The organism is Mesonia algae, from assembly GCF_003253545.1.
GTDB classification, from domain to species: Bacteria; Bacteroidota; Bacteroidia; order Flavobacteriales; family Flavobacteriaceae; genus Mesonia; species Mesonia algae.
In genome coordinates this window covers 1-3,007 of the sequence record NZ_QKYV01000025.1, presented here as the reverse complement: position 1 = coordinate 3,007, position 3,007 = coordinate 1, and the positions used below count along the sequence as shown (strand labels likewise).

Annotated in this window: 2 protein-coding genes and 1 pseudogene; all 3 read left to right on the top strand. The window is 29.8% G+C overall.

Features of this window, described 5'->3' with window-relative positions:
- Window positions 1-188 precede the first annotated feature (188 nt).
- The 3 genes and pseudogenes from tssD to LX95_RS14400 all read left to right on the top strand — a co-directional run bounded on the left by tssD (window position 189) and on the right by LX95_RS14400 (window position 2,150).
- Window positions 189-883: pseudogene (gene tssD / locus LX95_RS14410) on the top strand (type VI secretion system tube protein TssD).
- 1 nt (window position 884) lies between these two features.
- A complete protein-coding gene (locus tag LX95_RS14405; RefSeq protein ID WP_111542158.1) occupies window positions 885-1,367 on the top strand; it encodes a hypothetical protein in 483 nt (160 codons plus the stop codon).
- Between the two features lie 48 nt (window positions 1,368-1,415).
- Window positions 1,416-2,150, top strand: coding sequence for a hypothetical protein (locus LX95_RS14400; protein ID WP_111542157.1), 735 nt, complete (start codon window positions 1,416-1,418; stop codon window positions 2,148-2,150).
- The last annotated feature ends 857 nt before the right edge of the window (window positions 2,151-3,007 follow it).

Genomic DNA, 3,007 nt, shown 5'->3' with positions numbered 1-3,007 from the left:
ATTTATCCTACGGACAAATCCTTGCGTGCTCAATATTTCAGTATTTTACTTATCTTAGCTTTAAACCACGCAACTGACGGTTATACAAACACGTTGGCAACAAGACTGATCAAACGACAGTGACAATAATAAAGTAGTAGATTTACCCAAAAACCATTGATTTTTTTTTTACTGAATATAATAAAAGTATGAGCGTAAAAGCAAAATTAATAATAGATGAAATGGAAGTAAACGTTTTATGGTTTACTTTCGGATTTAATCAAGGTGCGGATTATAATGGTAGACCTTCTCAAAAACCAGTATTTGTTGGACTAAAATTAGTCATCGAAACTCGAAAAGACCTTAATCTTGCCGATTGGTCTTTTACTCCAAATCAAAAAAACAATTAGAATTACACATTTATCCAATCATTATGGGAGGAAAAACTCGTAAACTTTATTTTTACGATTGTCATCTTGTTGGTTGGAAAAATGACTTTTCGGCAACTGGTTCAAACCCGATGTCCGAAACTTTAGAAATTACTTGCGCTGGAGTTGAGGGTTCAACTTCCGAAGCTGTTTATTCTTCTTATTGGAGAGAAACTTTTAAAGAAGATAATGTTGTACCTATTACAAGAGAAGAACCTGAACCTAAACTAACAGAATACCACTTTGAGAATAAAAAAGGAGAAGTAATTGAAGAAAAAGACATTAAAATCAATCAAGAACTAGAATTAGTAATTACAACAGAAAACGCAAACGGAACAACCATAAAAGTAAACTTAAATAATTCGAGATTAGATTTTAAACACAATGGAGAAATTTTAGAAAATGATATTTTAAAAGGCGTTAAAATTAACGATGAAGAAACAAGAGTGCCATTAACAGCTATAAAACAATATTAATATGCCAAAAGAAAACAATAATAATTACGGTATCGCTTCTTTTGAATGTGGTAGAAGAAACACAATGCGTATAGACTTCCCAAACGTTGTGGAAGCCGATGCGCATATGAATATTGGTGTAGCATTAATGCCCTTTATGGAAGATGGTTTTCACTTTATAAAGGAAGATAGTATTTCTTCATCAAAAAAAGCAGAAGGCTTAAACGAAGTAGAAACTGGTTTTGTAAAATATTTATATGAAATTAGAAAGGCAAATAGAGATAATAAAAAATTAGAATATAAAACCTTTTCAGGACCAAGCAGACTCAATATTAGAGAGCGTATATTTATAGCAGGTAAAATTTTTCCAGTAATGAGCATATCGTATAGCGGAGAAGATATAGATTGTTCTACCTCTAAATTTAAAACAAAATCAGTTTCATCTGCAGAATTGCGGTTAATGTTTGGAGAAACTTTTAATGAATATAAAGCGTTCTCATTATAATATTTAAGTATAGATAACGATAATATCAGATTATATCTTCCTAAAAACATGGAAATTGGTATTGACTATAAAAATTTATTAATAGATTTTTTAACCAATGGTAAAAAAACAGAAACCACAGCTACTCACGGTGAATTTCCAGATTTAGAAACTTATTCATTAGCTACTGGAAAAACCGAATTAAAAGATGGTTGTTGGCTTACCAAAAACCGTAAAGCTAACGATGACATTTGGAAAAATGCTTGCATGTATATTTTAGAAAATAAGCTACAAGGCGTTTTAGCACCTTTTGCACAAATAGTAGATTTTTACACTTTGCTCGATGATATCATAACTAACGAGACCAAACACAAAACACGCTGGTTAAAAGGTGCTAAAAAATTGGTGAATTCCCTAAAAATAATGGACGGAGGATTTTCACTTGTGGCTAACGATGTAGAAATTATCCTAAACGAGTTAAATATTGGTATTTGTGACTATTCCATTACACAATTTTACGAACTTTTTTATGGTAAATACAAAAACAATCCACTCGAAAAAAGACAAGATGCCTACGAATGGGATTTAGATTTTGTAAAACACGAACAAGGCGTAGTAGCTGTTCCTATTTATTCTAAAACTAATAAAACAACAATAGATAGATACCAAGATATAGCAGACCAAGATGCAAAAGGCTCTCACGGTTTAGGTGGTTGGTCTATTAATTTCATCAGAAGTTTTAGAGGAAATCAAATTATACCTGAATTTGATGAACCTTGGAATGGTAAAGTTACTGATGCTTAATTTAGAATAGATTTGCCAATGCTCATGCTCTGGTTAGATAGGCATAAACCTACTCGAAAAAACTTTGAAGATAAAATAGATGAAAACGGGTATTTATTAGAAGAATACAAACAAATAATTGAAGATTATGAAGCTAAATAAAATCAATCTTTTTCTGTTAATTTGGGTAATACATTTATTTATTTATTATGCTATCTATCTTAGTTCTAATTCAGTTTTGTTTAATAAGTATGATGAAATTTATAAAGTAATTCTTGGCTTTATTCCTGGCTTTATGGGAATATTTGAACAGATACCTCTATTCTTTTTTATACCATTAATATTAATGCTAATTCTAATAAAAACCAGACTAAAAATAAAATGGTTCAAGGCTTATGTTATTTCTATATGTTCTAGTTATTTATTGAACTATGTATGGATGTTTTCGAATAACAAACACGATATAATATACGGAATGCCTGAACAAATCAATTTAATCTATTTTATCATTCCGAGTTTAGTTGTATCAATAGCATTAAACTGGCTAATTTTTAGAAAAACATTTAAAAAATTAGGTTTATAAATAAAGTCCAGTTGCCAACACCGTATATAGCTCATAGCTAAACAGTTGCTTAATCAAAGTTAAGGCATATTTGGAAAGTCGCCAAATTTTTAAATTTAACGACTTTCCAATAAAAAAGATAAATAGTAAAATTTAAAAATCTGGCTTGTGATTAATCCGAAAATAATTTTATAATTTGTTCGCTACAAGCCATATACAAGACCGTTAACTACTATAAAACCTCAAAACAAAAATTCTAACTTTACGAGATTAACCTGTTTTTCAATTTTCTTACTCTACTCTGTTATTTAAAAAA

Coding starts and splice junctions, on each gene's coding strand:
- LX95_RS14405 (WP_111542158.1), top strand. CDS start 885: ATGCCAAAAGAAAACAATAATAATTACGGTATCGCTTCTTTTGAATGT.
- LX95_RS14400 (WP_111542157.1), top strand. CDS start 1,416: ATGGAAATTGGTATTGACTATAAAAATTTATTAATAGATTTTTTAACC.